Origin of the sequence: Kineococcus aurantiacus, assembly GCF_013409345.1 — a bacterium.
GTDB lineage: Bacteria > Actinomycetota > Actinomycetes > Actinomycetales > Kineococcaceae > Kineococcus > Kineococcus aurantiacus.
Window position 1 is genome coordinate 3836081 of the sequence record NZ_JACCBB010000001.1, and the last position, 25893, is coordinate 3861973.

Here is a 25893-nt window from a genome sequence, read left to right on the forward strand (position 1 = left end):
TCCCCGGGTCCACCGGAGGGCGGGCACCCGGACCGTGGCCTGCCGGCCGCTGGGCCTAGCCTCGTGAGGTGATCGACGCCCGCCAGCTGCTGCTCGAGGCCGAGGAGCGGCTCGCGGCCGCCGGCGTACCCACCCCCCGCACCGACGCCGAGCTGCTGCTCGCCCACGCCCTGGGGGTGGAGCGCTCGCGGGTCGGGGTGCTCGTCGCGCTGGGGGAGCGGGTCGACCCGGGCCGGTTCGACGACCTGCTGGAGCTGCGGGCCGACCGCGTCCCGCTGCAGCACCTGACCGGCCGCGCGGGGTTCCGCGCCCTGGACCTGCACGTCGGCCCGGGGGTGTTCGTGCCCCGGCCCGAGACCGAGACCGTCGCCGAGCTGGCGGTCGTCGCGGCGTGCGCGGTGCCGTCCCCCGTCGTCGTGGACCTGTGCACGGGGTCGGGGGCCATCGCGCTCGCGGTCGCGACCGAGGTGCCGGGTGCGCGGGTGCACGCCGTCGAGCTGGACCCCATGGCCCACGAGTGGGCCCGCCGCAACGTGCAGGAGATCGCCCCGGACGTGGACCTGCGCCGGGGGGACGCGGCCACGGCCTTCCCCGACCTCGACGGCGCGGTCGACGTCGTCGTCAGCAACCCGCCCTACGTGCCGCCGGGCGCCGTCCCCGTCGACGCCGAGGTCGCCCGGCACGACCCCGAGGTGGCGCTGTACGGGCTCGGGGACGACGGGCTGCTGGTGCCGCGGCGCGTCGTGGCCTCGGCCGCCCGGCTGCTCAAGCCCGGCGGGTACGCCGTCGTCGAGCACGCCGAGGTCCAGGAGGCCGCGGCCCGGGCCATGTTCGGCGGGCGGGACTGGACCGACGTGCGCAGCCACCGCGACCTCACGGGCCGTCCCCGCTCGACCTCCGCGCGCCGCCGCTGACGCGCCGCGGGGCAGGCCGTCCTCACGACACGCCGGGACGGTGCCAGACTCTCCCCCGTGAGGCCCCCGTTCGATTGCGCTGACCCGATCATCCGAGAGCGCGGCCTGTCGGCCGCGCACAACGCCGTCAAGCGCGGCGAGGTCGTCGTGCTGCCGACCGACACCGTGTACGGCATCGGCGCCGACGCGTTCAACCCCGCCGCCGTCAAGCGGCTACTCGAGGCCAAGGGCCGCGGCCGGGACATGCCGCCGCCGGTCCTGGTGCCCGAGACCCGCACCATCGACGGGCTCGCGAGCTCCATCCCCTTCGCGGTGCGCGAGCTCATCGACGCCTTCTGGCCCGGTGCGCTGACGATCATCTGCCGCGCCCAGCCGTCCCTGACGTGGGACCTGGGGGAGACGGGCGGCACGGTCGCCCTGCGGATGCCGCTGCACCCGGTGGCCCTGGAGCTGCTCAAGCGCACGGGCCCGATGGCCGTCTCGAGCGCCAACAAGTCCGGGCAGCCGGCCGCGACGCTCGTGCAGGAGGCCGTCGACCAGCTCGGCGAGTCCGTGCGGGTGTACCTGGACGGCGGGCCCAGCCCGAAGGGGGCGCCCTCGACCATCGTCGACGCCTCCGACGGGCCGTTGCGCGTCGTGCGCGTCGGCGCGATCAGCGAGGCGGAGCTGCGGGCCGCGGTGCCGAAGGGCTGGGTCGAGCCGGAGGAGCCGCAGACCGCCGCGGGAGCCCCCGCCGAGGTCCCCCCCGCGGGCGAGCCCACCGAGCCCACCGGGGGCGCGGAGCGGTCAGGGGCCGCGAGCGGATGAGGGCCTACCTGCTCGTCATCGTCGTGGCCGCGGCCGTGACGTACCTGACGACGCCCCTGGTGCGGCGCCTGGCCCAGCGCGTCGGCGCGGTCACCCCCCTGCGCGACCGGGACGTGCACACCGTGCCGATCCCGCGCCTGGGGGGGCTGGCCATGCTGCTGGGGACCGGCGCCGCGCTCCTGGTCTCCAGCCGCATCCCGTTCCTGTCCCGCGTGTTCGACACCGACCCCGGCCCGTTGTGGGTCCTGGTCGGCGCCGCGGTGGTCGTTGCCGTCGGGGTCGCCGACGACATCGTCCAGCTCGACGCCGTCACCAAGCTGGCCGGTCAGGTGCTCGCCGCGGGGATCATGGGCTGGCAGGGCGTGAGCCTGCTGCAGCTGCCCATCGGCGGGGTGACGCTGCTGTCGGGGCGGACGATGATGGTCATCACCATCCTCGTCGTGGTGGTCTCGGTGAACGCCGTGAACTTCGTCGACGGTCTCGACGGCCTCGCGGCGGGCATCGTCGGCATCGGCGCGATCGCCTTCTTCGGCTACTCCTACGCGCTGCAGCGCGGCAGCGTCCCCGACGACTTCTCCTCCCTGGCCACGCTCATCGCCGCGATCACCGTCGGGGTGTGCCTGGGCTTCCTGCCGCACAACGCCCACCCGGCGCGCATCTTCATGGGCGACTCCGGCTCGATGCTGCTGGGCCTGCTCCTGGCGAGCTCGACCATCGCCGCGACGAGCACGGTCGACCCCGGGACGGTCGCGGCCGAGAAGATCGCCCCGGCCTTCTTCCCGCTGCTGCTGCCCATCGCGGTGCTGCTCGTGCCGTTCAGCGACATGCTGCTGGCCGTCGTGCGCCGCACCCGGGCCGGCAAGGCGTTCTGGCACCCCGACAAGAAGCACCTGCACCACCGGCTGCTGCAGATGGGGCACTCGCACCGGGTGGCGGTGCTCGTCATGTACTCCTGGGCCGCGTTCCTGAGCTTCGGGGCGGCCACGTCGGCCTTCCTGCCGCTGACCCAGGCGCTCGCCGTGGCCTTCGCCGCGGGCTGCCTCGTGCTCGCGCTGACGTTCCTGCCCTTGTACTGGCGCCGCGGACGGCCCACCGTGGAGCCCGTGAGCGACCAGACCGGCGCGGACCGTGAACCCGCACCCCCCGAAGCGTCGCGCACGTGAGCCCGGACGGCGAACGACGCGGCGTAGGAGACCCTGCGGCTCGTGATAGCTTTCACGAAGTCTCCCCGGTTCCACCCGAGTCCGGGGCTGCCGCCGATAGGCCTGTCCCACCGGACGACCCACCGACGACGAAAGAGAATCCCGTGAGCACGAGCACCGACGCAGGGGTCCAGGCCGCCGAGGCCTTCGGCCTCCTGCTGCGCCGCGCGTCGCGGGTGACGGCTGTCGTCGCGCTCGCCTGCGTCGCGGTCGCGGCGGTCTGGAAGGGCCTCCCGGCGGGTCTGTCGTCGCTGATCGGCGGGGCGATCGTCATCGCGTTCTTCGGGGCGCGGCTGGTCGTCATGCGCAAGGTCACCGCGAGGAACCCGCACATGATCATGCTGACGGCGATGGTCGTCTACTCGGTGAAGATCGTGCTGCTGGGGGTCGCGATGCTGCTGCTGACGCGCGTCGACGGCATCTCCGGCCCGGCGCTGGGCTTCACCGTCATCATCACCGCCGTGGTCTGGCTGGCCGCGGAGCTGCGCGCCTTCACGAAGCTGCGCATCCCGGTCTTCATGGTGGACGGGGACCGCAGGTGAGCGCCGTCGAGCCCGCCGCCCCCCGCGAGGTGCCGACCGACGCCGGCAACGGCATCACCGAGAAGGTCGCCTGGAGCGTGACGTCGTACCTCATCTCCGGCGCGCTCCTGGGGGCGCTGGCCGGCTGGGGCGTCGACCACCTGCTCGGGACCCACTTCGTCGTGGGCATCGGCCTGGTCGTCGGCAAGGCGCTGACTTTGTACTACGTGTGGCTCCGGTACGGTACGCACTGACCGCGGGACGCTCGACCACTTGTTCGCAGGGCCACGCGGCCGGCCGCCGGCCCCGTACCCACGATGAAGTTCGCACGGAGGAGTTGACGTGAGCCTGCCCCTGCTGGCTGCCGCGGAGAGCGCGTACGAAGCGCCCGACCAGAGCATCTTCTGGCAGCCGCTGATCGGGAGCGGTCCGTTCGCCATCACGCGTCCGGCCATCGTCTTCGCGCTGTCGGCGGTGCTCATCACCTGGCTGCTGCTGGCCGGCACCAAGCGCCTGTCGGTGGTGCCGGGCAAGAAGCAGATGGTCGTCGAGGCCGCCTACGGCTTCGTCCGCAACTCCATCGGCCGGGACATCATCGGTTCCAAGGAGTTCCTGAAGTTCGTCCCGCTGCTGTTCACGTTCTTCTCGATCATCCTCGTGAACAACCTGTTCGGCGTCATCCCGCCGATCCAGTACCCCACGATGGGGCGCATCGCCTTCCCGCTGGCGCTGACGATCTTCCTGTACCTGACCTACCACTTCGTCGGGATCCGGAAGAAGGGCTTCGCGGCCTACTTCGCCGGTGTCGTGCCGCACGGCCTGCCCAAGCCGATCGTCCCGCTGGTCTTCCTGCTCGAGGTCCTCTCGATCGTCGTCATCCAGCCGGTGACGATCACCCTGCGGCTGTTCGGCAACATGTTCGCCGGCCACCTCATCCTCGTGCTGTTCATCACCGGCGCGGAGCACATGTTCCTCGAAGGTGGCCTGGGCCTGAAGCTCGTGGGCATCCCGACGATCGCCATGGCCTTCGCGCTCACCCTCTTCGAGCTCTTCGTCGAGTTCCTCCAGGCGTACGTCTACACGATGCTCGCCGCCACGTTCATCGCCAGCGCCCTCGCTGACGACCACTGACCCGCCCCACCCAGAACCCGGGGCGCGGACCTGCGCTTCGGCTACGAAAGGAATGACAGAGGACCATGTACGGCTCCCTCGCCATCGTCGGTTACGGTCTCTCCGCCATCGGCCCGGGCATCGGCATCGGCCTGATCTTCGCGGCCTACATCAACGGCGCGGCTCGTCAGCCCGAGGCCCGCGGCATGCTCCAGAGCATCGCCATCCTGGGCTTCGTCCTCGCCGAGGCGCTCGCCATCTTCGGCATCGCGCTCGCCTTCGTCTTCTCGGGCACCAACCCCAACGGCTGATCAGTCCGGCTGATCCGACCGCCGTCGCCCTAGCCCGAAGGAGGAAACGTGCTCGCAGCAGTCTTCGCCGCCGCCGGTGAAGAGACCGTCGAGGGCGACCCGATCTACCCGATCCTTCCCCACCTGGGGGAGCTGATCGTCGGGATCATCTTCGCGATCATCATCTGGATCGTCGTCGCCAAGAAGGTCGTCCCGCGCCTCGAAGCCATGTACGAGGAACGGCGCGCGGCCATCGAGGGCAACGTCGAGAAGGCCGAGAGGGCCCAGGCCGAGGCCCAGGCCGCCCTCGAGGAGTACAAGGCCCAGCTCTCGGACGCCCGCGCCGAGGGCAACCGCATCCGCGAGGAGGCGCGCCAGCAGGGTGCGCAGATCCTCGCCGAGATGCGCGAGCAGGCGCAGGCCGAGTCCGAGCGCATCACGACCGCGGCGCGCACGACCATCGAGGCCGAGCGCGCCCAGGCCACCGCGCAGCTGCGCGCCGAGGTGGGTCGCCTGGCGACCGACCTGGCATCGCGCATCGTGGGTGAGTCGCTGCAGGACCCCGCTCGCCAGAGCGGTGTCGTGGACCGGTTCCTGGCCGAGCTCGAGCGGTCCGAGGCCGGGGCGAGGCGCTGATGAGCGAGCTCGACTCCGGCGTCGCGAAGGCGAGCCTCGCCGCCGCGCAGCAGGTGCTCGAGGCGCAGCTGGCCGCCGAGGGGGCCGACGCGGGCCGGACCGGTGAGGACCTCTTCGCCGTCACCAGCCTGCTCGACTCCTCGGTCGGCCTGCGCCGCGCGCTGACCGACCCGTCCCGCGAGGGCACGGCCAAGGCCGCCTTCATCCACGCCACGTTCACCGGGAAGATCAGCCCGGCCGCGGTCGGGACGCTGGTCGCCCTGGCGTCCGCGCGGTGGACGGCCGGGCGCGACCTGTCCGACGCCACGGAGCGGCTCGCCGTCGTGGCGGTCGTGATGCAGGCCGAGCGGTCGGGGCACCTGGACGCGCTGGAGGACGAGCTCTTCCGGTTCTCCCGGACGATCGCCGGCAACCCCGCCCTGCGCGACGCGCTCGCCGACCGCACCGCCCCCGACGCCAACCGCGCCTCGCTGGTCTCCCGGCTGCTGCTCGACCGAGCGGTGCCCGAGACGGTCCAGCTGGTCCGTCGCGCGGCCGTGGCCCCCCGCGGGCTGCGCGCCGAACGCGTGCTGGAGGACTGGGTCGAGGTCGTGGCCGCGCGCCGGTCCCAGCTCGTCGCCCACGTCGTGAGCGCCGCGCCGCTGACCGAGGTCCAGCGCGACCGCCTGGCGGCCTCGCTCTCGCGCCAGTACGACCGGCCGATCCGCCTCAACGTCGACGTCGACCCGCACCTCGTGGGTGGGCTGCGCATCAGCGTCGGGGACGACGTCATCGACGGGTCGATCCTGACCCGCCTCGAGGACGCCCGCCGCCGCCTCGCCGGCTGACGCCGACTCAACACCGCCCCCCGCGCCGCGCGGGGGGACAATGGACTTCGAGAACCGCAGGACCCGAGAAGGAGAGCAGGGCTTCCATGGCCGAGCTGACCATCCGCCCGGAGGAGATCCGGGACGCTCTCGACGCCTTCGTGGCGTCGTACGACCCCGGTACCGCCGCGCGTGAGGAAGTCGGCCGCGTGACCGACGCGGGCGACGGGATCGCCCACGTCGAGGGCCTGCCCTCGGTCATGGCGAACGAGCTGCTGCGCTTCGAGGACGGGACCCTCGGCCTCGCGCAGAACCTCGATGTCCGGGACATCGGTGTCGTCGTCCTGGGCGACTACGCCGGCATCGAGGAGGGCCAGGAGGTCCACCGCACGGGTGAGGTCCTCTCCGTCCCCGTCGGTGACAACTTCCTGGGCCGCGTCGTCGACCCGCTGGGTGCGCCGATCGACGGCCTCGGGCCGATCGAGGCCGAGACCCGCCGCGCCCTGGAGCTGCAGGCCCCCACGGTCGTGCAGCGCCAGGAGGTCCGCGAGCCGCTCCAGACCGGCATCAAGGCCATCGACGCCATGATCCCGGTCGGCCGCGGCCAGCGTCAGCTGATCATCGGCGACCGCCAGACCGGCAAGACCGCCATCGCGATCGACACGATCATCAACCAGAAGGCCAACTGGGCCTCGGGCGACCCCAAGCAGCAGGTCCGCTGCATCTACGTCGCCATCGGCCAGAAGGGCTCCACGATCGCTTCGGTGAAGCGCTCGCTGGAGGAGGCCGGCGCGATGGAGTACACGACCATCGTCGCGGCCCCCGCCTCCGACCCGGCCGGCTTCAAGTACCTCGCCCCGTACACCGGCTCGGCCATCGGCCAGCACTGGATGTACGCCGGCAAGCACGTCCTCATCGTCTTCGACGACCTGTCCAAGCAGGCCGAGGCCTACCGCGCCGTGTCGCTGCTGCTGCGCCGCCCGCCGGGCCGCGAGGCCTACCCCGGTGACGTCTTCTACCTGCACTCCCGCCTGCTGGAGCGTTGCGCGAAGCTGTCCGACGAGCTCGGTGCCGGCTCGATGACGGGTCTGCCGTTCATCGAGACCAAGGGCAACGACGTCTCGGCGTACATCCCGACCAACGTCATCTCCATCACCGACGGCCAGATCTTCCTGCAGTCGGACCTGTTCAACGCGAACCAGCGTCCGGCCATCGACGTCGGCATCTCGGTGTCCCGCGTCGGTGGTGCCGCCCAGACGAAGGCCATCAAGGGCATCTCGGGCACGCTGAAGCTGGACCTGGCCCAGTACCGGTCGATGCAGGCGTTCGCGATGTTCGCCTCGGACCTCGACCAGGCCTCGCGCAACCAGCTCGCCCGGGGCGCGCGCCTCGTCGAGCTGCTCAAGCAGCCGCAGTACACGCCCTTCTCCCTCGAGGAGCAGGTCGTCTCGATCTGGGCCGGCACGACGGGTCAGCTCGACTCCGTCGAGGTCGAGGACGTCTCCCGCTTCGAGCGCGAGTTCCTCGAGCACGTCAAGCGCAACCACGCCGACCTGATGCGGGGCATCCGCGAGACGAAGCAGTTCTCGGACGGCGCCAAGGACGAGCTGAAGAAGGCCATCGACGCCTTCAAGCCGCAGTTCACCTCGGGCGCCACCGAGTCCGCGGTGCCGGCCGACGAGGACCTCGGCGCGACCGACGCGGACGACATCACGCAGGAGCAGATCACCACGCGCAAGGGCGGGGCCACGGCCGCTCGCGGCTGAGGCGCTCCACCCGGCAGTCACGAAGGACCGAGCGGAGCAAGGAAGAGGAGCAGGACATGGCAGGCCAGCTGAGGGCCTACCGGCGGCAGATCCGCTCGGTCCAGGCGACCAAGAAGATCACTCGTGCGATGGAGCTCATCGCGGCGTCGCGCATCATCAAGGCGCAGGCGAACGTGCGCGCGTCGACTCCGTACGCGCGGGCGCTGACCCGCGCGGTGTCGGCGGCGGCGTCGAACTCCTCGCTCGACCACCCGTTGATCACCGAGAAGACCCAGGTCAAGCGCGCGGCCCTGCTGCTGCTGTCGTCCGACCGCGGGCTGGCGGGGGCGTACTCCTCCTCCGTGCTGCGCGAGGGCGAGCGGCTCACCGCGGCCCTGCGCTCGGAGGGCAAGGAGGTCGCCCCGTACCTGGTCGGCCGCAAGGCGGCGGCGTTCTACAACTTCCGCCGCCGCACCGTGGTCGACTCCTGGGCCGGGTTCACCGACTCGCCGTCCTACGCGGACGCCAAGGAGATCGGTGACCGCCTGATCGCCGACTTCGCGGCCGACGCCGACCAGGGCGGCATCGACGAGATCCACGTCGTGTACACGCACTTCGTGAGCATGGTGACGCAGGAGCCCCGGGTCATCCGGCTCCTGCCGCTGGAGGTCGTCGAGGGCGTCGAGGCGCCTGCCGGCGGGGACCTGCAGCCGCTCTACGAGTTCGAGCCGAGCGCCGACGCCGTGCTGGACGCGCTGCTGCCGCAGTACGTCAACAGCCGGATCTACAACTGCCTCCTGCAGGCCGCGGCCTCCGAGCTCGCCGCCCGTCAGCGGGCCATGAAGAGCGCGACCGACAACGCGGACGAGCTCATCAAGAAGCTGACCCGGCTGGCGAACAACGCCCGCCAGGCGGACATCACCCAGGAGATCAGCGAGATCGTCGGCGGCGCCGACGCGCTGGCCTCCTCCGGCTCGCGCGCCTGACGCGCGGCCCCCACCACCTCACGAAGAACTCACTCGACGAAGGAAGCCCGAGGAGCGACATGACCGCCACCGTCAACGAAGCGCCCACCAGCACCAGCAAGGGTGCGACCGGCCGCATCGCCCGAGTCATCGGGCCCGTCGTCGACGTCGAGTTCTCGGCCGACGCGATGCCGGACCAGAACAACGCCCTGACGACCGAGGTGACCATGGGTGGCGAGACCACCACCGTCACCCTCGAGGTGGCCTCCCACCTGGGCGACAACATGGTCCGCGCCATCTCCCTGAAGCCGACCGACGGCATGGTCCGCGGGGCGGCCGTCGTCGACACCGGCGCGCCGATCTCGGTGCCCGTCGGCAACGTCACCCTGGGCAAGGTGTTCAACGCCATCGGCGAGGCGCTGAACCTGGAGGAGGGCGAGAAGCTCGAGGTCACCGAGCGCTGGCCGATCCACCGCAAGGCCCCGGCCTTCGACCAGCTGGAGTCGAAGACCCAGATGTTCGAGACCGGCATCAAGGTCATCGACCTGCTCACCCCGTACGTCCAGGGCGGCAAGATCGGCCTGTTCGGCGGTGCGGGCGTCGGCAAGACCGTCCTCATCCAGGAGATGATCCAGCGCGTCGCGCAGGACCACGGTGGTGTGTCGGTGTTCGCCGGGGTCGGTGAGCGCACGCGTGAGGGCAACGACCTGATCGCCGAGATGGCCGAGGCCGGCGTCTTCGACAAGACCGCTCTGGTCTTCGGTCAGATGGACGAGCCGCCGGGCACCCGCCTGCGGGTGGCGCTGTCGGCGCTGACGATGGCGGAGTACTTCCGCGACGTGCAGAAGCAGGACGTGCTGCTGTTCATCGACAACATCTTCCGGTTCACCCAGGCCGGTTCGGAGGTCTCCACGCTGCTGGGCCGCATGCCCTCGGCCGTGGGGTACCAGCCCACGCTGGCCGACGAGATGGGTGTGCTCCAGGAGCGCATCACCTCGACCCGCGGTCACTCGATCACCTCGCTGCAGGCGATCTACGTCCCCGCCGACGACTACACCGACCCGGCGCCGGCCACGACGTTCGCGCACCTGGACGCCACGACCGAGCTGTCGCGCGAGATCGCCTCGCGCGGTCTGTACCCGGCCGTGGACCCGCTGACCTCGACGTCGCGGATCCTGGACCCGCTGTACATCTCGGCCGACCACTACAACACCGCGGTGCGCGTCAAGCAGATCCTGCAGAAGAACAAGGAGCTGCAGGACATCATCGCGATCCTGGGTGTCGACGAGCTGTCGGAGGAGGACAAGCTGACGGTGAGCCGTGCTCGCCGCATCCAGCAGTTCCTCTCGCAGAACACCTACATGGCCGAGAAGTTCACCGGCGTCTCCGGCTCGACCGTGCCGCTGAAGGACACGATCGAGGGCTTCTCCAAGATCGCCGACGGCGAGCTGGACCACGTCGCCGAGCAGGCCTTCTTCAACGTCGGTGGCCTCGAGGACGTCGAGCGCAACTGGGCGCGCATCCAGAAGGAAACCGCCTGATGGCTCTGCAGGTAGAACTCGTCGCGGCGGACCGCTCCGTGTGGTCCGGCGAGGCGACGCTCGTGCGGGCGCGCACCGCCGAGGGCGACATCGGCATCATGGCCGGCCACGAGCCGATCCTGGCCATCCTCGCCCCCGGTGACGTGGCCATCTCCGGCTCCGGCTCGGAGGGTGTCACGGCCACCGTCACCGGTGGGTTCTTCTCGGTGGACCACGACAAGGTGACGATCGTCGCCGAGCAGGTCGAGGTCACCGCGGGTTCCGGCGCGCGCTGAGGACGGCTGAGCGACGGTGCACGAGGTCCTGCTCTCCCTGGAGATCGCAGGCGCGTGCGCCGTCGCTCTGCTCGTGCTGCTGGTGGCCGTCGTGGCGCGCCGGCGGCGCCTGACGTCGCGGCTGGGCACCTTCGACTGCTCGATCCGGCAGGTGCGGGGCGCTCGTCGCCGCTGGGCCCTGGGGGTCGCGCGCTACGAGACCGACCGCCTCGACTGGTACCGCACCTTCTCGCTGTCCCCGCGCCCGTCGTGCACCTATGCGCGGCGGGCGCTGACGGTCTCGCTGTTCCGCGAGGCCGAGGGCAGCGAACTGGCCGCAGTGCAGCCCGGAGCGATGATCGTGGAGTGCCGCCTGGAGGTCGACGGGCTGGGCGAGGAGATCGAGTTCGCCATGGGCCGCGACGCCTACACGGGGTTCGCGAGCTGGCTGGAGTCCGCCCCGCCGGGGCAGGGCGTCAACGTCGCCTAGCTCTTCCCGCGGCCCTGGGCCAGGATCTGCCGGGCCAGGCCGGCCTCGGTGGGGAAGACCATGACGCGGGGTCCCTCGGTCGTGGGGGCCAGCGTGGCGCGGATGCCCGCGTCGACGAGGGTGCGCCGCTGCACCTCGGCCTCGACGAACGTCGGGGGAGCCGCGACCACCTCCAGCAGCCCGTAGTCCTGCTCGCCGCCGCGCTCGGGCCGGCGTTCGACGACGGACTTGCCGCGCGCGTACGTCCAGCGCAGGAGCAGCACGAGCAGGCCGACGGCCACGAACGCGACGACGGGTCCGAACGCGTACGAGAAGCTGCCCCAGTCCTGCATCCCCGCATTGTCCTCCCCGCAGGTCACCTTTCGGCAACGGCGCCTCAAGTGACCACGCAGCGGTACCGCTTGGTGGCAGAGTGTGCTCACAGGCGATCGGCCGCCCCAGCACCCCCAGCCGTCACGCGCACCTCGTGACCACCGGGGTGCAACCGGGAGCAGGTCCTCTGCGTCCTACCGGTGACGATCACACGATCACGACCGGCGTCCTCGGGGGAGGAACAGATGACGATCGACAGCGCGCCCAGCGCAGCCGACGACGTCGCGGCCCGCCGGGCCGCGCGCTCGGCACCCGGGCGACCGGCCCACGTCGACGAGGAGGTCCGCGGGCAGGTCGTGCACGTCGCGGGCCGGCTCGACGTGCACACCGTGCCCGACGTCCGGGCAGCCCTGCACGCGGCCGTGGACCGCGGGACCGGCGACCTCGTCGTCCACGTCGACGAGATCGTCGTCGCGGACGCCACGGGCCTGGGGGTCTTCGTCGGGGCCCACCGGCGCGCCCAGCGCACCGGGCGCCGCCTGGTCCTGCGCGACGTCCCGCCGCCCGCGCTGCGGCTGCTGCGGGTCACGCGGCTGCACCGGGTGCTGCTCCTCGACGAGGCCACCGGCCCGGCGGCGGCCACCGACGCCGAGCGCCAGGTCCTGCGCCGGGCCCGGGCCGAGGCGATCCTGCGCCCGCGGGAGAGCGCTCAGAACAGGCGCGACTCGACGTCGTCGATGCCCCGCAAGGCGTCGTAGTCCAGCACCACGCACCGGATGCCCCGGTCGGTCGCCAGCGTCCGGGCCTGGGGCTTGATCTCCTGGGCGGCCAGGACGCCGGTCACGGGGGCCAGCAGCGGGTCCCGGTTCATCAGCTCCAGGTAGCGCGTGAGCTGCTCGACGCCGTCGATCTCCGCGCGCCGCTTGATCTCGACGGCCACGGACCGGCCCTGCGGGTCGCGGGCGAGGATGTCCACGGGCCCGATGGCCGTCATGTGCTCCCGGCGCACGAACGTCCAGCCCTGCCCGAGGGTGGTGATGTTCTCGGCCAGCAGCTTCTGCAGGTGCGCCTCGACGCCGTCCTTGACCAGGCCCGGGTCGACCCCCAGCTCGTGCTCGCTGTCGTGCAGGACCTCGTGGATGGACACGACGAGCCGGTCGTCGGTCTTGGTGTGCTGGACCGTCCACGTCTCCACGACGCCGGCCTCCCGCTGCTCCTCCTCGGGCACCGCGATGGTCAGCCGGGCGGGCGGGCTCATCCAGTTCAGCGGCTTGTACGAGCCCCCGTCGGAGTGCACGAGGACGCTGCCGTCGGCCTTCGCGATGAGCAGCCGCGTCGCCAGCGGCAGGTGGGCGGTGAGCCGGCCCGCGTAGTCGACGGAGCAGCGGGCGATGACGAGACGCACGAGGGGCGAGCTTACGCACCCGCGGCGCGCGCCCCGAGCGACCGGCCGCAGCTGCCCGGAGCAGCGGTGTAACGAATCGCGCGGCCACGACGACTACCGGTCGAACCGGGCGTGGCCACGGTGGTGTGGAGGGGACACCACCGCGGCACCGCCCGGCAGTGCGTCCGGCCCGTCTCTGCGAGCATGGCGCCGTGCCCCGCTCCAACCGCCGCCGCCCCGACCCGCCGCCGCGGGCGCCGCTGGGCGCGGGCGTGGACCGCACGGTGTCCGGTCCCGACGGCGACTGGGTCGTCCGGGAGCTGCGCGGCACGTCCTCGACCAAGACGTACACGTGCCCGGGCTGCTTCCAGGACATCCTCCCCGGCACGCCCCACCTCGTCGTGTGGCCCGCCCGGGGCACGTTCAGCCCCGCCGACGGGGCCAGCGAGCGCCGGCACTGGCACCGCTCCTGCTTCTCCGCCCGGGGGCGGCGGCGGTAGGGGCGCCGGGTAGCGTGCCCGGGTGAGCACCCTCCACGACCCCGAGGTCCGCGGGTTCGCCAGCGACAACGCCGCCGGGATGCACCCGGAGGTCCTCGCCGCCGTCGTCGCGGCCAACGGCGGGCACGTGCCCAGCTACGGCGGCGACCCGTACACCCGGGCCCTCGCGCAGTCCCTGCGCACCCGCTTCGGCCCCGGCACCGACAGCGCCGTCGTCCTCACCGGGACCGGCGCGAACGTCGTGGCCCTGCAGGCCCTGACCCGGCGCTGGGAGTCGGTGCTGGCCTCCGACCAGGCCCACGTCGTGCACGACGAGGCCGGCGGCCTGGAGCACGTCGCGGGCGCGAAGGTGACCGCGCTGCCCACCGTCGACGGCCTCGTCGACCCCGCCGACGTCGAGCGGGCCGTCAAGGCCGCCGACAACCCCATGCGCGCCCCCGTCGGTGCCCTGACGCTGACCCAGAGCACCGAGCTGGGCACCACGTACTCCCTGGACCAGCTGCGCGACCTGGTGCGCGTCAGCCACGACCTGGGGGTGCGGGTCCACGTCGACGGCGCCCGGCTGGCCAACGCGGCCGTCTCCCTGGGCACCGGGCCCGGCGAGCTGACCACGCACCTGGGCGTCGACGCCGTCTCGCTCGGCGGCACCAAGAACGGCGGGGGCTTCGCCGAGGCCGTCGTCGTGCGCGAGGCGTTCGGGCTGGCGCTGCACCGGCTCGTCAAGCCCTCGATGCAGCAGTCGTCGAAGACGCGCTTCGTCTCCGCCCAGCTGCTGGCCCTGTTCGGCGGCGACCTGTGGTGGCGCACGGCCTCGGCGGCCAACGGGGCGGCCCGGGCCCTGGCCGAGGCCGTGAGCGCCGCCGGCGCGCGGGTGACCCGGCCCGTCCAGGCCAACGCCGTCTTCGCCGAGCTCGCCCCGCAGGTCGCCGAGCGCGCCGCCGCGCGCGTGCCGTTCCACGTGTGGGACCCGCACTTCTCGGCCGGGTTCGTCGAGGTGCGCCTCGTCGCGAGCTTCGACACCACCGCCGAGGACGTCGAGGCGTTCGGCAAGGTCCTGGCCGAGGAGATCGCCGGTGCCTGAGATCACCTCGGGCACGGTGCTGCCCGCGCGCCGGGAGGAGGTGGAGCTGCACACCGCCGACGGGCTGACCCTCGTCGGCGAGCTCGCCCTGCCCGCCGAGCGGGACCCCGTCGCGACCCTGGTGACGCTGCACCCGCTGCCCACCGCCGGCGGGTTCATGGACAGCCACGTGCTGCGCAAGGCCGCCAACCGGCTGCCGGCCCTGGCCGATCTGGCCGTCCTGCGCTTCAACACCCGCGGGACGCAGTCGCCGCGCGGCCGCAGCGGCGGCAGCTTCGACGAAGGCCGCGGCGAGCGGTTCGACGTCGCCGCGGCCCTGGAGTTCGCCGAGTTCCGCGACCTGCCGCACGTGTGGCTGCTGGGCTGGTCCTTCGGCACCGACCTCGCCCTCGTCCACGGCCGCGACCCGCTCGTGGAGGGGCTGATCCTGCTCTCGCCGCCGCTGCGCTGGTCCACCCCGCAGGACTTGGAGGCCTGGGCCGGGACCGGGCGGCCCGTCACCGCGCTCGTGCCCGAGCTCGACGACTTCCTGCGCCCGGCCGAGGCGGTGGAGCGGTTCGCCCCGCTGACCCAGGCCGAGGTCGTGCCCGTCGCCGGCGCCAAGCACCTGTGGGTGGGGGAGGCCTCCGTGCGCCGCGTCCTCGACGAGGTGGTCGCGCGGGTCAACCCCGCGCGCTCACCCCTGCCGACGGAGTACTGACTAGCCGGCCTGCTCGACCGGCTGGCCCTCGCGCACGTCGAGGACCTCCTCCACCGGGCGGGCCGGCAGCTTCGGCGCCAGGCCCAGCAGCCCGCGCAGGTCGTCGAGCTGGTCGGTGATCTGGTCGCGCTGCGACATCAGCTCGTCGACCTCGGACTGGGCACCGGCCCGCGAGCGCTCGGCCTGCTCGCGCGCGGTCTCCACCATGGCCTGCGCGCGGGCCCGGGCGTCGGACAGCAGCTCGTCGGACTCCCGGCGCGCGGTCTCGGCCCGCAGCGCGGCCTGGGCGATGGCGTCGGCGCGGATGGCCTCCGCGGCCTCCACGGCCTCCCGGGCGCGTTCCTCGGCCTCGGCGGCGCGCTGCTCGGCCTCGGCGATGCGGGCCGCCGTGCGGGCCGCGGCGACCTCCAGGCGCTGCCGGTCCTCCTCGGCGGCCTGCTCGCGGGCGGCGGCCAGGGCCAGCTCCTGCTCGCGGACGCGGGCGTCGGTGGACGAGCGCAGCTCGATGACCTCGCGCTCGGCCTGCGTGCGCAGCGCCGCCACCTGCCGCTCGGTCGCGGCGATCGACTCGGCGCTCTCGTGCTGGGCGGAGGCCAGGAGCTGGTCGGCCTGCCGGTGGGCGGCGGCGGTCAGCTCGGCCGCGGTCCGCTGGGCGGCGTCGACCATCCCGTCGGCCTGGTGCTTGGCCCGCGAGACGATCTCCTCGGCGTCGCGGCTGGCCTCGCCCGTGCGGCGGCGGGCGTCCTCGTCGGCCTGGGCGCGGGTCGCCGAGGCCTCCGCGCGGGCCTCCTCGCGCAGCCGGTCGGCGTCGCGGCGGGCCGAGCGCAGGATCTCCGAGGACTGGTCCTCGGCCAGGCGCAGCAGCTTCTCCATGCGGGCCCCGAGGCCGGCGTAGGAGGGCTTCTCGTGCTCGCGCAGCTCCTTGTGCGCGTCGGCGAGCTTCTCCTCGGCCTGGCGCAGCTCGTGGTCGCGCTGGGCGACGCGGGCGCGGGCCTCGGCGACGGCCTCCTCGAGGTGCTTGAGGCGCGCGTCGACCTGGCTGCGTTCGTAGCCGCGGACGACGATGCTGAACGCGTCGTGGGAGTCGGTGGACACCGGCGGACCTCCGGCGGGTACGAGGGGGCGGGAAGGGACTGAGCGCAGCGTAACCGCGCCGGACCCCCGGGCCCGGCGGGGACACGGGACCGGACCGGGACCGGAGTAGCGTCGGGCCGTGATCGTCGCCTTCTCCGTCGCCCCGTCCGGTGGTCCCGCCCCCGTCGGCGGCGAGCCCGACTCCGTCAGCGCCGCCGTCGCCGACGCCGTCCTCGTCGTGCGCTCCTCGGGGCTGCCGCACCGCACCGACTCGATGTTCACCACCATCGAGGGCGAGTGGGACGAGTGCATGGACGTCGTCCGGCGCGCCACCGAGGCCGCCGGCCGGCACGGCACGCGCGTCTCCCTGGTCCTCAAGGCCGACGTCCGGCCCGGTCGCACGGGGGAGATGACGGGCAAGCTGGACCGCCTCGAGGCCGCCGTCGAGCGGGCGCAGGGGGAGGCCGGCCGGGGTCAGTGACCCCGGCCCGCCCACCCGCTCCGGTCAGCGGCGGCGGGTCAGCAGCCCGTCGAGGCTGACGCGGCCCGCGCCGGTGAAAGCCAGGGCCAGGCCGAGCGCGGCGAACAGCAGGGCGTTCTCCCCGTTGACCTGACCCTGGACGAGGAAGCCGTCGGGGGCGTGGGCCAGCAGCCAGATGCCGGCCATCTGCACGAGCAGCAGCGTGCCGGCCACCCGGGTGGCCAGGCCCAGCAGGAGCAGCCCGCCGAGCCCGACCTCGCCGAGGATCGAGAGCCAGCCGAGGACCGTGGGGGCGGGCACGCCGAGGGAGGCGGCCATCCCGGTCGCCGTGGCGGGCTCGAGCAGCTTCGGGACGCCGTGCACCAGCAGCAGGGCGCCGGCGGCCAGGCGCAGCAGGAGCAGCCCCACCGAGGCGGCCGGGCTGGTGCGCGCGACGCGGGGGCGGTCGGTGCGGGCGGTGGTCGTCGTGGTGGTCACGGTGTTCTCCTCTGCGTCGGGAGGGAGCGCCGGGGGTCCGGGCTCTTCGGGCGGGCACGAGGTGCACCCCCACCACGGAGGTGCCCCGGGCGCCGGTTCACCCGGACGGCGTGTCCTGCGCCACACCCGCGACACCCGGTCCCGGGCCGGTCACGGGCCGTGCGCGGGCGGGGAGCCCGCGACGGGCACCCCCTAGGGTGTGCCCCCGTACCCCACCCCCGACGCGGAGGACCCCGACGTGAGACGCCTGGTCGCCCGGCTCCTCCTCGTGGTGGGCCTGGGGTGCGGTCTGACCGGTGCGGCGCTGCTGACCGTCCTGGCCCCCGCCGACCGCATCGAGGTCACCGCCCGCGCGGCCGACCCCGGCGTCGCCGTCGTCAGCGCCCCCGGCCTGCTCGAGCTGTCCGGGCCCGACGTCCGGCTGGGCGCCACCGCCGCCCCCGGCACCGGCGTCTTCCTCGCCGTCGCCCGCGCCGACGACGTCACGGCCTGGCTGGGCGACGCCGGGCGCACCACCCTCACCTCCGTCGGGGGCGACCTCGACGAGCCGACCGCGGCGACGACGCGCACCGGGACCGGCGCGGCCGCCGACCCCCGCACCGCCGACCTCTGGCTCGCCAGCGCCACCGGCGACGGGTCCGCCGCCCTCACCTGGCCCACCGCCTCCGACGGCGACTTCGCCGACGCCGGTGGCCTCGTCCTGCTCGCCGCCACCGACGGCACCGCGCCCGCCCCCTCCGAGGTGCGGCTGAGCTGGCACGCCGCGGGTCCGGCCGCCACCCACCCCGGCGGGGTGCCGCTGCTCGTCGCCGGCTGCGTCCTGGCGCTGCTGGGCGCCGTGGGCGCCGTCCTGGACCGCCGCACCCCGACCGCCCGGAGGCGCGCGTGACCCGCCGGACCCCCTTCGCCCGGGCCCGCTCCGCCCGGGTCACGACCCGGTCCCTGGCGCTGGCCCTGACCGGGACCGTCCTGCTCGCCGGGTGCGCCCGGCTGCCCACCACCACGGCCCCGGCCCCCACCGACCGGCAGCCGCTGGCCGTCGAGCCGGTCCAGGCCACCCGCGTCGTGGCCGCCGCCACCGCCGTCCTGCAGGCCGGCGCCGACCCGGCCACCGCGGACCCCGCCGCCCTGGCCGCCCGTGTCAGCGGACCCGAGCTGGCCCTGCGCACCGCCGCGCACGCGGTCGCCGCCGCCGGGGCGCAGGCGCCGACCACCAACGGCGCCGACGACTTCACGCCGCTGACCTCGATCCTGCCCCGCACGCGGGACTTCCCGCGCTGGTTCGCGACCGTCACCGCCCCCGGCGCCGACCGCTCGCCCTCGCTCGTGGTCCTCCGCTCGGCCTCGGCCCGCGAGCCCTACACCGCGTGGGCCACGCCCTCGCTGCTGCCGGGGGCCTCCCTGCCCACGCTCGCCGCACCCGCCGACGGCGTCGCCGTCGTCGCCGACGACGAGGGCACCAACCTGCCCCTGAGCCCCCGCGCCGTCGCCGAGCACTACGCCGACGTGCTGACCGCCGGCGACGACAGCCCCCACGCCGGCGAGTTCGGCCCCGACGGCTACCGCGACGGCGTCCGGTCCGCCGTGGCCGCCGACACCGCCGCCGTCCAGGGCGCCGGCGGCACCTTCACCCAGGAGCGCTCGGTGCTGCCCGACGGCGTCCTGGCCGTGCGCACCCGCGAGGGCGGCGCGCTCGTCGTCGCCGGGTACACCTGGACCACGACGCTGACCATCCCGCCGGGCGCGACCAGCGGCACCCTCGAACCGGCCTTCGCGGCGCTCGCGGGCCGGGCGCAGGGCCGCACGACCGCCGTGGAGCGCCAGAGCGTCGTCGTCTTCGCCGTCCCGCCGGGGCAGGGAACGGTGCAGGCCGTCGCCGTCGAGAGCGGCCTGGTGCGCGTCACGGCGAGCTGACGGGCTCGTGAGAGGGTGTCCGCCATGACTTCCCAGCCCACTCCTCCCGGCGGCAAGCTCAACCTGCGCGGAGCGGTGGACCTCGGGGCGCTCGCGGCGCGCAACACCCGCCGCGAGGAGGTCGCCCGCCGCGCGGCGGCCGACCCCGACGCCGCGGCCCCGTCGTCGCCGTTCGTCGTCGACGTCACCGAGGAGACCTTCGCCGAGCTGGTCCAGGGGTCGGTGCAGGTCCCGCTCGTCCTGGACCTGTGGGCCGAGGGCTACGACCAGGGCGCCGAGGCCCTGCAGGTGCTGGCCGAGGAGTACGCGGGCGCGTTCCTGCTCGGGCGCGTCGACGCGCAGGCCGAGCCGGGCCTGGCCCAGTCGCTCGTGCAGTCCCTGCAGGCCCGCGCGATCCCGCTGGTGGCGGCCATCGTCAAGGGCCAGCCGATCCCGCTGTTCACCGGTTCCTACCCCACCGCCGAGGAGATCCGCCCGGTGCTGGAGGAGGTCCTGCGGGTGGCCGAGGCCAACGGCGTCACGGGCCGGGTCGAGGCCGCGGTGAGCGCCGCCGAGGAGCCCGCCGCCCCGGCCCTGCCGCCGCTGCACGCCGAGGCGCTGGCCGCGGTCGAGGCCGGCGACTTCGACGGGGCCGCCGCGGCCTGGGGCAGGGCCCTGGCCCAGGACCCCCGCGACAGCGCCGCCACCGAGGGCCTGGCCCGGGTCGCGGTCCTGCGGCGGGTGGCCGGTGTCGACCTGCAGCAGGCGCGCGCCGCGGCGGCCGCGGCCCCCGACGACGTGGCCGCCCAGATCGTCGTGGCCGACCTCGACCTCGTCGGCGGGCACGTCGAGGACGCCTTCAACCGGCTGCTGCAGATCGTGCAGCGCACCGCCGGGGAGGACCGCGACGCCGCCCGCACCCACCTGCTGGACCAGTTCGCCGTCGTCGGCGCCACCGACCCGCGCGTGGTCAAGGCCCGCCAGGCGCTCACCCGCGCCCTGTTCTGAGGCCGGGCCGGCTCCTCAGGCCCCGGCTCCCCAGGCCCCCAGCTCCAGCACGTCGCCGCGGAAGGTCCGCCGGAAGCGGCGGTCGTGGCTGACGACGACGACCGCGCCGGCGAAGGCGTCGATAGCGGCCTCCAGCTCCTCGACCAGCTGCGGGGCCAGGTGGTTCGTCGGCTCGTCCAGCAGCAGGACGTCGTGCCGGTCGGCCAGCAGGCGGGCCAGGTCCAGCCGCCGCCGGCCGCCCGTGGACAGCTTGCCGACGGCCACCCCGAGGCGTTCGCGGTCGAACAGCCCCGTGCGCAGGAGCGTCCGGGCGTGCTCCTCGGCGCTCCCGGCGCGCCCGGACGCGAAGGTGGCCAGCACCGTCCGCCCGCCGTGGTCGGTCGCCGGGTCCTGGCGCAGCAGCCCGACGCGTCCGCGGCGGCGGACCGTCCCGGTGCCCGGGGCCAGCGTCCCGGCGAGGACCTCCAGCAGCGTCGACTTGCCCGCGCCGTTCGGGCCCGTCACGAGCAGCCGGTCGGTGGGGCCGAGGTGGACGTCGACCGGGGCCAGCCGGCCGGTGACGCCGACGCCCTCGGCGCGCAGCCCGCCGCGCCGCCCCGACGCCCCGGGCGGAGCGGTGAAACGCAACGGCTCCGGCGGCCGGGGGACCTCGGCCTCCTGCAGCCGCCGCAGCTTCTCGGCGTTGGCCCGCACGCGCGCCGCGATCGACTCCTGGACCCGCTCGCCCCTGTAGTCGTGCTGCATCTTGTCGTTGTCCTTGCGGGCTCGGGCGTGGTTGACGTCGCGCGCCTGCACGTCGCCCGTCGTGCGCAGCCGCTCGACCTCGGCCTCCCACCCGGCGCGGGCCTGCTCCCAGCGGCGGCGCTCGGCGGCCTTGGCCAGCAGGTAGTCCGCGTAGGGGCCGGGGTAGCGGGCGACCCCGTGCTCGTGGTGCGGGTCGACCTCGACGAGCTCGCGGGCGACGGCGTCGAGGAAGTCCCGGTCGTGCGAGACGACGACGGTCGTCCCGGTGCGCGAGCGCAGGTGGTCCTCCAGCCACCGCACGGCGGCGGCGTCGAGGTGGTTGGTGGGTTCGTCGAGCAGCAGCACCTCGGGCCCGGCGGCCAGCAGCGCGGCCAGGTGCAGCCGGGACCGCTGCCCGCCCGACAGCGTCCCGACCTCGCGGTCGCGGTCGAGCCGGGGGAGCCCCAGACCGGCGAGGGACTGCTCCAGGCGGGTGTCGGCCTCGTACCCGCCGCGCAGCTCGAAGGCGGTCTGCAGGTCCCCGTACTCGGCGAGCACGGACGCGGCGTCCGGGCCGGTCATGAGCGCTTCGAGGTCCCGCATCCGGGTCCGCAGCGCCGTGAGGTCGGCGAGGGCGGCGTCCAGGACGGCGCCCACGGCGGTGCGCGAGGGGGCGCCGGCGTCCTGCGGCAGGTGGCCGAGGCCGCCGTCGGCGGTGGCCACGACGCGCCCGGCGTCGACGGGTTCGACACCGGCGAGGACGCGCAGCAGCGTCGACTTGCCGCAGCCGTTCTCGCCGACGACGCCGGTCACGACGCCCGGGGTGAGGGTGAGGGTGAGGCCCTCCAGGACCGACACGTGGTCGTAGCCCTTGGAGACGCCCCGCAGGGAGAGGGAGGTGGTGGTCCTGGCCGTGGTGGGCACGTGGGTTCCTTCGCGTGACGTACGCCGAGCGGACCCGGGCTCGGGACGAGCGGGGGTCCAGGGGTTCGGGGCACGTCAGCTGAGCACCGCAGCGGCTCCTCGGTCGGGGACGGGACCCCCCGAGCGTGCGTCCGCCCGCTGCGGACCCGCAACCCCTTTTCGCGGGGCCGGGTCCTAGAGTCGCTGGCGTGAGCACCGAGGCCACCACCGCAGAAGTCCCCCTGCACCGCAGCGCGCCGTCCTCCCGGGGCGTCGACGCGCGCGGCATCGCGTCCTTCGTGGACGCCCTGGAGAACATCCCCGGGGTCGAACCCCACAGCCTGGTCGTCGTGCGCCACGGCGACGTCGTGGCCGAGGGCTGGTGGGCGCCGTTCCGGCCCGACCGGCCGCACCTGCTGTACTCGCTGTCGAAGAGCTTCACCTCCACGGCGCTGGGGTTCGCCGTCGCCGAGGGTCTGGTGGACCTCGACGCGACGGTCCTGTCGTACTTCCCCGAGTTCGACGCCGAGGTCACCGACGACCGGTCGCGCCGCATCCTCGTCCGGCACGTCGCGAACATGGCCAGCGGGCACCGCGAGGAGACCCTGGACCGGGCCGCGCAGGACCCCGACGGGGACCTCGTGAGGGGTTTCCTGAAGATCCGCCCGGACGCCGAACCCGGGACCCTGTTCTGCTACAACCAGCCGTGCACGTTCGCGGTGTCGGCGATCGTGCAGCGCGCGTCGGGGCAGGGGCTCCTGGAGTTCCTGCGGCCGCGGCTGCTCGAACCCCTCGGGGTCGACCCGTCGACCCTGGGCTGGCTGCGCGACGGGCAGGGGCGCGAACTGGGCTGGTCGGGTTTCCACGCCCCCACCGAGCTCATCGCCAAGCTCGGGAAGCTGTACGTGCAGAACGGTTCCTGGGAGGGGCGGCAGCTCCTGCCCGGGAGCTGGGTGTCCGAGGCGACCCGGTCGCACATCGACAACGCCAGTTTCAACGACAACCCGGACTGGCAGCAGGGCTACGGTTTCCAGTTCTGGGTCGCGCGGCACGGTTACCGCGGGGACGGCGCGTACGGGCAGTTCTGCGTCGTGCTGCCCGAGCAGGACACCGTCGTGGCCATCACCTCCCAGAGCCCGGACATGCAGGCCGTGCTGGACGCGGCCTGGGAGCACCTGCTGCCGGCGCTGGGGGCGCAGCTGCCCGAGGACGCGGCCGCGCACGACGAGGCCCTGGCCCGCAGGTTGTCGGCGCTGGCGCTGCCCCCGGTGGACGGTCCCGCCGTGGCCGACGGGGAGTTCACCGCGGCCCCCGGCAGCGAACCGGCCTCGCTGACCCGGGTGGTGCTCTCGGGCGGGGAACTGGCGCTGCACGACTCCGGTGAGGTCCTCACCGCGCGCGTCGGCCACGGCGCCTGGGAGGACTCCGGGCCGCTGTCGGTCTCCGGTGGCGGTTCCCGCGTCGACGTCCGGTTCGCCGAGACCCCGCACCTGCTGCACCTGGAACTGGACGGGGAGCGGTTCCGGGCCCGGTGGGAGACCTCCCCGCTGCACGGGCCGGCCCTGTCGGTCCTGCGCCGGCCCGCGTGATCGTCCACCGGGGCGCCGACCTCGACCGGGCCGCGGTCCTGGAGGTCGCGGCCGGTGCCCCGGTGGGACTGGCTCCCGCGCTGCTGGCGGCCGTCCGCGACCGCCGGTCGGCGGTGCTGGCCGCCCTGGAGGAGGGCGGGCCGGTGTACGGCGTGACGACCGGCACGGGCGCGATGGCGGGCGTCGCCCTCGACGCCCGCGCCCGCGCCGCCCACCAGGGCAACCTCGTGGTGGGCCGGGCCGTGGGCTCGGCGCCCTGGCTGACGGTGGAGCAGTCGCGCGCGGTCCTCGCCGTGCGGCTGCGCACGTTCCTGCACCCCGAGGCGGGGGTGTCGGCGGAGCTGTGCGCCCGGCTGGCGTCCCTGCTGGACGAGCGCGTCCACCCCTGCGTGCCGCGGCGCGGCAACGGGGCGGCGGGGGAGATCATCCCGCTGGCTCACGTCGGGGCGGTCCTGCTGGGCGCCGGCGCCACCCTCGACGGCCGCCGCGCCGGCCCGTTCGCGTTCGGGGCCAAGGAGGGCATCGCGGTCCTGGAGGGGGTCCCGGTCGCGACCGCCCTGGCGACCGTCGCCGTGCGCGACGCCGCGCGGCTGCTGGACCGCTGCGAGGTGGTGCTCGCGGCGAGCGCGGAGGTGCTGCGCGCCAGCCCCGACCCGTTCGTCCCCGGGCTCGCGCGCGGCGACGACGACCTGGGCGCCGTCCACGACCGGCTGCGGGAGCTGCGCCCGGCCCCCGCGGTGCACGGGTTGCAGGCCCCGGTCTCGGTGCGGGTGGCCCCGGTCGCGCTGGCCGTGGCCCGCCGCCGGGTGCGGGCCCTGGCCGCGGCCGCCGACCGGGCGCTGGAGGGGGTCACCGACTCCCCGGCGTTCCTGGGCGGGGGGTTCACCGGGACGGCGGGGTTCGCCGGCACCGAGCTGGCCGCGGACTCCGACGCGCTGGCCGCCGCGCTGCTGCACGTGGCCGACACGTCCGTGGCCCGCACCCACCGGGCCCTGGACCCGCGCTGCACGGGGCTGCCCGCGCAGCTGTCGCCCGAACCCGGCGCGCAGGCCGGTCTGGTGGCGGTGCACAAGCGGGCCGTCGGGGTGGCCCACCGGTTGCGGCGCTTCGCCGTCCCGGCGCTGCCGGGGGCGGTGGAGACGTCCCTGGGCCAGGAGGACGTGCAGAGCTTCGGGCTGGAGGCGGCCGAGTGCCTGGCGGAGGTGACGGACGGGCTGCGCGAGGTGCTGGCCGTGGAGCTCCTCGCGGTCCACCGGGCGCGGTTGCTGCGCGGGGGCCCGGGCGGTGTGGGTGGGGAGGCCGCCGAGCTCCTCGACGCGGTGGCCGCGGCGCTGGGCGACGACGTGGCCGACCGTCCCTACGGCCGGGACGTGGAGGTGCTCACCGACCTGCTCGCGCGGCCCTGAGGGGCGCGCCCGTGGAGCCCCGCACGACGAGGTGGGGGCGGAAGACGACGGGCTCGGGGGCCGGGTCGGGGGCCGGGCCGGTGCCCCGGCCGGTGCTCTCGAGGGCCAGGAACTGCTGGACGGCCGCGGCGACGATGGCGTCCTCGTCCCAGGAGACCGTCGTGAGGGCGGGGGCCACGAGCGCGGCGAGCTGGTGGTCGTCGAAACCGACGACGGACACGTCGTCGGGCACGCGCAGGCCGAGGTCCGCGGCGGCGCGGTAGACGCCGAAGGCGAGGGAGTCGGACAGGCAGAACACGGCGGTGGGCCGGTCGGTGGCGGTGAGGACCCCGGCGGCGGCCTCGGCGGCGGCCACGGGGGAGGCGGGGGACGGGACGACCAGCAGGTCGATCCCGCGCGGTGCGGCCAGTTCCACCGCGAGCCGTTCGGCCGGGCGCCCGGGCGTGGTGGGCAGCGACGGGGTGAGCAGGGCCACGCGCCGGTGCCCCAGGCCGCGCAGGTGGTCCAGGACCTGGCCGATGCCGAACCGGTTGTCGAACAGGACGGCGCCGCTGCCGGGGCGGGCGGTGAGGGCGTCGCCGAGGGAGACGACGGCCGTGGCGGGGTCGAGCAGCCGCCAGTACTCCGCGGAGGGGTCGACGGGGGAGACGAGGGCGCCGTCGACGCGCTGGGCGGCGAACCGCTCCACGACGCGCTGCTCGGTGCGGGGGTCGGCGTCGGCGTCGGCGATGGTGGCGTCCTTGTCCAGGGTCCGCAGGGCGCGGGTGAGCTGGACGGACAGGTCCTGCTGCCACAGGTCGCGCAGCGAGCCGCTGATCCCGACGGTGCCGGTGCGGCCGCTGGCCAGGGCGCGGGCGATGGGGTCGACGCGGTAGCCGAGCTCGAGGGCCAGGGCCTGGACGCGCTCGATGGTGGCCGCCGAGCCGCGCGTGCCGCGCAGGGCGTACGACGTGGCCGCCAGGGACAGCCCCGCCGCGTCCGCGACGTCCTGCAGCGTCCTGCGCGAGTCCCTCGGCACGGCTGAACAGTAGCCGCCGGGGTGGTGCGGACCGCCCCGCCCGACTTGACGCGTCGATCGTGA

General features: G+C 74.6%; 30 protein-coding genes. 24 read left to right on the forward strand and 6 right to left on the reverse strand.

Going from position 1 to position 25893, the window contains the following annotated elements; all coding sequences use genetic code 11:
* Positions 1 to 68: 68 nt before the first annotated feature.
* The 14 genes from prmC (at position 69) to BJ968_RS18485 (ending at position 11281) form a co-directional block, all read left to right on the forward strand.
* The gene (prmC, locus tag BJ968_RS18420) at positions 69 to 914 is read left to right on the forward strand and encodes a peptide chain release factor N(5)-glutamine methyltransferase (protein ID WP_179754289.1); all 846 of its coding nucleotides are present in this window, start codon (positions 69 to 71) and stop codon (positions 912 to 914) included.
* A 57-nt stretch (positions 915 to 971) separates the two neighbouring features.
* On the forward strand, positions 972 to 1721 hold the full coding sequence (locus BJ968_RS18425) for an L-threonylcarbamoyladenylate synthase (RefSeq protein WP_179754291.1): 750 nt from the start codon (positions 972 to 974) through the stop codon (positions 1719 to 1721).
* Positions 1718 to 2884, forward strand: coding sequence for a glycosyltransferase family 4 protein (locus BJ968_RS18430; protein WP_179754293.1), 1167 nt, complete (start codon positions 1718 to 1720; stop codon positions 2882 to 2884). The genes BJ968_RS18425 and BJ968_RS18430 overlap by 4 nt, the downstream gene beginning before the upstream one ends.
* Before the next feature lie 143 nt (positions 2885 to 3027).
* Positions 3028 to 3465, forward strand: coding sequence for a Cg1360 family ATP-synthase-associated protein (locus tag BJ968_RS18435; RefSeq protein WP_179754295.1), 438 nt, complete (start codon positions 3028 to 3030; stop codon positions 3463 to 3465).
* Complete coding sequence (locus BJ968_RS18440) at positions 3462 to 3698, forward strand: hypothetical protein (RefSeq protein WP_179754297.1); 237 nt, start codon at positions 3462 to 3464, stop codon at positions 3696 to 3698. The genes BJ968_RS18435 and BJ968_RS18440 overlap by 4 nt, the downstream gene beginning before the upstream one ends.
* Before the next feature lie 88 nt (positions 3699 to 3786).
* On the forward strand, positions 3787 to 4575 hold the full coding sequence (atpB, locus tag BJ968_RS18445; protein ID WP_179754299.1) for a F0F1 ATP synthase subunit A: 789 nt from the start codon (positions 3787 to 3789) through the stop codon (positions 4573 to 4575).
* Positions 4576 to 4640: 65 nt separating this feature from the next.
* Complete coding sequence (atpE, locus tag BJ968_RS18450) at positions 4641 to 4865, forward strand: ATP synthase F0 subunit C (protein ID WP_012084391.1); 225 nt, start codon at positions 4641 to 4643, stop codon at positions 4863 to 4865.
* Positions 4866 to 4913: 48 nt separating this feature from the next.
* Positions 4914 to 5480 carry a F0F1 ATP synthase subunit B gene (locus BJ968_RS18455; RefSeq protein WP_179754301.1) on the forward strand — a complete coding sequence of 189 codons (567 nt, stop codon included), beginning with the start codon at positions 4914 to 4916 and terminating at the stop codon, positions 5478 to 5480.
* On the forward strand, positions 5480 to 6307 hold the full coding sequence (locus tag BJ968_RS18460; protein ID WP_179754303.1) for a F0F1 ATP synthase subunit delta: 828 nt from the start codon (positions 5480 to 5482) through the stop codon (positions 6305 to 6307). Before BJ968_RS18455 ends, BJ968_RS18460 begins: the two co-directional genes overlap by 1 nt.
* 86 nt (positions 6308 to 6393) lie before the next feature.
* Positions 6394 to 8052, forward strand: coding sequence for a F0F1 ATP synthase subunit alpha (gene atpA / locus BJ968_RS18465; RefSeq protein WP_179754305.1), 1659 nt, complete (start codon positions 6394 to 6396; stop codon positions 8050 to 8052).
* Positions 8053 to 8108: 56 nt separating this feature from the next.
* Positions 8109 to 9017, forward strand: coding sequence for a F0F1 ATP synthase subunit gamma (locus tag BJ968_RS18470; RefSeq protein ID WP_179754307.1), 909 nt, complete (start codon positions 8109 to 8111; stop codon positions 9015 to 9017).
* Positions 9018 to 9076: 59 nt separating this feature from the next.
* Positions 9077 to 10537 (forward strand): F0F1 ATP synthase subunit beta, encoded by a 1461-nt coding sequence (atpD, locus tag BJ968_RS18475; protein ID WP_179754309.1) that lies wholly within the window; start codon positions 9077 to 9079, stop codon positions 10535 to 10537.
* Entirely contained in the window at positions 10537 to 10812 is a 276-nt protein-coding gene (locus BJ968_RS18480; protein ID WP_179754311.1) for a F0F1 ATP synthase subunit epsilon, read from the forward strand. The genes atpD and BJ968_RS18480 overlap by 1 nt, the downstream gene beginning before the upstream one ends.
* 16 nt (positions 10813 to 10828) lie before the next feature.
* Positions 10829 to 11281 carry a DUF2550 family protein gene (locus tag BJ968_RS18485; protein ID WP_179754313.1) on the forward strand — a complete coding sequence of 151 codons (453 nt, stop codon included), beginning with the start codon at positions 10829 to 10831 and terminating at the stop codon, positions 11279 to 11281.
* Here the strand turns inward: BJ968_RS18485 and BJ968_RS18490 are convergent.
* Positions 11278 to 11613, reverse strand: a complete 336-nt coding sequence (locus tag BJ968_RS18490) for a hypothetical protein (protein WP_179754315.1) — start codon at positions 11611 to 11613, stop codon at positions 11278 to 11280. The genes BJ968_RS18485 and BJ968_RS18490 overlap by 4 nt on opposite strands.
* Before the next feature lie 336 nt (positions 11614 to 11949).
* Between BJ968_RS18490 and BJ968_RS27180 the strand changes: the two genes are divergently transcribed.
* The gene (locus BJ968_RS27180; RefSeq protein WP_425491587.1) at positions 11950 to 12351 is read left to right on the forward strand and encodes an STAS domain-containing protein; all 402 of its coding nucleotides are present in this window, start codon (positions 11950 to 11952) and stop codon (positions 12349 to 12351) included.
* Here BJ968_RS27180 and nucS read toward each other — a convergent pair.
* Positions 12303 to 12998, reverse strand: a complete 696-nt coding sequence (nucS, locus tag BJ968_RS18500) for an endonuclease NucS (protein WP_179754319.1) — start codon at positions 12996 to 12998, stop codon at positions 12303 to 12305. The two genes, BJ968_RS27180 and nucS, sit on opposite strands and share 49 nt — an antisense overlap.
* A 191-nt stretch (positions 12999 to 13189) precedes the next feature.
* On the opposite strand from nucS, the gene BJ968_RS18505 reads away from it, so the two are divergent.
* Genes BJ968_RS18505 through BJ968_RS18515 form a run of 3 tightly spaced genes read left to right on the forward strand, consistent with a single transcriptional unit; the run spans position 13190 to position 15258 of the window.
* Positions 13190 to 13477, forward strand: a complete 288-nt coding sequence (locus BJ968_RS18505) for a hypothetical protein (protein WP_179754322.1) — start codon at positions 13190 to 13192, stop codon at positions 13475 to 13477.
* A 22-nt stretch (positions 13478 to 13499) separates the two neighbouring features.
* Positions 13500 to 14558: a beta-eliminating lyase-related protein gene (locus BJ968_RS18510; protein WP_218885157.1), complete on the forward strand. Its 1059-nt coding sequence runs from the start codon at positions 13500 to 13502 to the stop codon at positions 14556 to 14558.
* Positions 14551 to 15258, forward strand: coding sequence for an alpha/beta hydrolase (locus BJ968_RS18515; RefSeq protein ID WP_179754324.1), 708 nt, complete (start codon positions 14551 to 14553; stop codon positions 15256 to 15258). The genes BJ968_RS18510 and BJ968_RS18515 overlap by 8 nt, the downstream gene beginning before the upstream one ends.
* On the opposite strand, the gene BJ968_RS18520 is transcribed toward BJ968_RS18515, so the two are convergent.
* A complete protein-coding gene (locus tag BJ968_RS18520) occupies positions 15259 to 16353 on the reverse strand; it encodes a coiled-coil domain-containing protein (RefSeq protein ID WP_179754326.1) in 1095 nt (364 codons plus the stop codon).
* A 118-nt stretch (positions 16354 to 16471) separates the two neighbouring features.
* Between BJ968_RS18520 and BJ968_RS18525 the strand changes: the two genes are divergently transcribed.
* Positions 16472 to 16813 (forward strand): thiamine-binding protein, encoded by a 342-nt coding sequence (locus BJ968_RS18525; protein WP_179754328.1) that lies wholly within the window; start codon positions 16472 to 16474, stop codon positions 16811 to 16813.
* Between the two features lie 24 nt (positions 16814 to 16837).
* Here BJ968_RS18525 and BJ968_RS18530 read toward each other — a convergent pair whose 3' ends face one another.
* Positions 16838 to 17290: a DoxX family membrane protein gene (locus BJ968_RS18530; protein WP_179754330.1), complete on the reverse strand. Its 453-nt coding sequence runs from the start codon at positions 17288 to 17290 to the stop codon at positions 16838 to 16840.
* Positions 17291 to 17528: 238 nt separating this feature from the next.
* Between BJ968_RS18530 and BJ968_RS18535 the strand changes: the two genes are divergently transcribed.
* Genes BJ968_RS18535 through BJ968_RS18545 form a run of 3 tightly spaced genes read left to right on the forward strand, consistent with a single transcriptional unit; the run spans position 17529 to position 20191 of the window.
* Complete coding sequence (locus BJ968_RS18535) at positions 17529 to 18179, forward strand: hypothetical protein (protein WP_179754332.1); 651 nt, start codon at positions 17529 to 17531, stop codon at positions 18177 to 18179.
* Positions 18176 to 19204, forward strand: coding sequence for a DUF8094 domain-containing protein (locus tag BJ968_RS18540; protein WP_179754334.1), 1029 nt, complete (start codon positions 18176 to 18178; stop codon positions 19202 to 19204). Before BJ968_RS18535 ends, BJ968_RS18540 begins: the two co-directional genes overlap by 4 nt.
* 24 nt (positions 19205 to 19228) lie before the next feature.
* On the forward strand, positions 19229 to 20191 hold the full coding sequence (locus tag BJ968_RS18545) for a co-chaperone YbbN (RefSeq protein WP_179754336.1): 963 nt from the start codon (positions 19229 to 19231) through the stop codon (positions 20189 to 20191).
* Between the two features lie 15 nt (positions 20192 to 20206).
* On the opposite strand, the gene BJ968_RS18550 is transcribed toward BJ968_RS18545, so the two are convergent.
* On the reverse strand, positions 20207 to 21838 hold the full coding sequence (locus BJ968_RS18550) for an ABC-F family ATP-binding cassette domain-containing protein (protein WP_425491520.1): 1632 nt from the start codon (positions 21836 to 21838) through the stop codon (positions 20207 to 20209).
* Between the two features lie 188 nt (positions 21839 to 22026).
* Here BJ968_RS18550 and BJ968_RS18555 point away from each other — a divergent pair, with 188 nt between their 5' ends.
* Positions 22027 to 23406: a serine hydrolase gene (locus BJ968_RS18555; protein WP_179754339.1), complete on the forward strand. Its 1380-nt coding sequence runs from the start codon at positions 22027 to 22029 to the stop codon at positions 23404 to 23406.
* A complete protein-coding gene (locus tag BJ968_RS18560) occupies positions 23403 to 24812 on the forward strand; it encodes an aromatic amino acid lyase (RefSeq protein WP_179754341.1) in 1410 nt (469 codons plus the stop codon). Before BJ968_RS18555 ends, BJ968_RS18560 begins: the two co-directional genes overlap by 4 nt.
* Here BJ968_RS18560 and BJ968_RS18565 read toward each other — a convergent pair.
* Positions 24787 to 25830 (reverse strand): substrate-binding domain-containing protein, encoded by a 1044-nt coding sequence (locus BJ968_RS18565; protein WP_179754343.1) that lies wholly within the window; start codon positions 25828 to 25830, stop codon positions 24787 to 24789. The genes BJ968_RS18560 and BJ968_RS18565 overlap by 26 nt on opposite strands.
* Positions 25831 to 25893: the final 63 nt, after the last annotated feature.

Coding starts and splice junctions, on each gene's coding strand:
- BJ968_RS18430 (WP_179754293.1), top strand. CDS start 1,718: ATGAGGGCCTACCTGCTCGTCATCGTCGTGGCCGCGGCCGTGACGTAC.
- atpE (WP_012084391.1), top strand. CDS start 4,641: ATGTACGGCTCCCTCGCCATCGTCGGTTACGGTCTCTCCGCCATCGGC.
- BJ968_RS18460 (WP_179754303.1), top strand. CDS start 5,480: ATGAGCGAGCTCGACTCCGGCGTCGCGAAGGCGAGCCTCGCCGCCGCG.
- atpA (WP_179754305.1), top strand. CDS start 6,394: ATGGCCGAGCTGACCATCCGCCCGGAGGAGATCCGGGACGCTCTCGAC.
- BJ968_RS18470 (WP_179754307.1), top strand. CDS start 8,109: ATGGCAGGCCAGCTGAGGGCCTACCGGCGGCAGATCCGCTCGGTCCAG.
- atpD (WP_179754309.1), top strand. CDS start 9,077: ATGACCGCCACCGTCAACGAAGCGCCCACCAGCACCAGCAAGGGTGCG.
- BJ968_RS18480 (WP_179754311.1), top strand. CDS start 10,537: ATGGCTCTGCAGGTAGAACTCGTCGCGGCGGACCGCTCCGTGTGGTCC.
- BJ968_RS18490 (WP_179754315.1), bottom strand. CDS start 11,613: ATGCAGGACTGGGGCAGCTTCTCGTACGCGTTCGGACCCGTCGTCGCG.
- BJ968_RS18545 (WP_179754336.1), top strand. CDS start 19,229: ATGACTTCCCAGCCCACTCCTCCCGGCGGCAAGCTCAACCTGCGCGGA.